The organism is Pseudomonas sp. FG86 (assembly GCF_057808775.1).
Genome location: NZ_JBMDIS010000196.1, coordinates 1 through 765, shown reverse-complemented (window position 1 = coordinate 765; position 765 = coordinate 1). Strand labels below are relative to the sequence as shown.

Genomic DNA, 765 nt, shown 5'->3' with positions numbered 1-765 from the left:
TTTTTTCATTTTTTGTAGTCATATCAGAAGGTTAGCTGTTAAGTAAGTGCCATTCGGGACAGAACTATTTATAGGCTAAAAATCCGACTCAGTGTTTTCGATCAAATAAATCTGTTCCAACTCCCTTGGCTACCAAACCCCAGGGAAAAGAGCCGGTGGAGGAACTGCAAGAGATCACATACTGCTCGAACTACTTCCACTTAGCCGCTCAAAAATAGGAGCACCCATATGAATTATTTAGAAGAAGAAATAGACGAAGTACTCCACGAGCTAAAAATCGAACACAAAAAGCTAACTACGGAAGACATCCATCAATTAACAAAAGCGTTAACTAGAAAATTTTTTAGGGCGGAAAGCACTATACTCGACCCTATGGAATTCAACGAAACAAATACCGAACACAATCCCAATTTCTGGCAAGAAATAACAGATCGTATAAAAAAAACAGATCTGACACTACTGGTTTTTGACACTCGTTACAGAGCATGGGAAATCAATAACTCGCAGGATCTTGCATCCGTCATAGGTGAAACGACTGGCTATTCGTTTTGGCTGACGGATCGCAATCTAACTTTTTTAGTCCATTTGGACGACCATGACTGCGTAATTTCGGCATAAATAAGAGAAAACTTTTAAGCCGCCTAAAAGCCACCACTGACTTCATAGGCGACTATGCCATCACTCAGAGCTTGTCAAAAACAGCAGAAAGCAGCAGAAAGGGGACAGAACTGAATGGCACTTACTTAACAGCTAACCTTCTGATAT

The 765-nt window shown here is 40.4% G+C and carries 1 protein-coding gene; it reads left to right on the top strand.

The window, feature by feature from the left end; genetic code table 11:
* Positions 1 to 228 precede the first annotated feature (228 nt).
* Entirely contained in the window at positions 229 to 618 is a 390-nt protein-coding gene (locus ACODSV_RS36285; protein ID WP_454843937.1) for a hypothetical protein, read from the top strand.
* The last annotated feature ends 147 nt before the right edge of the window (positions 619 to 765 follow it).

Coding starts and splice junctions, on each gene's coding strand:
- ACODSV_RS36285 (WP_454843937.1), top strand. CDS start 229: ATGAATTATTTAGAAGAAGAAATAGACGAAGTACTCCACGAGCTAAAA.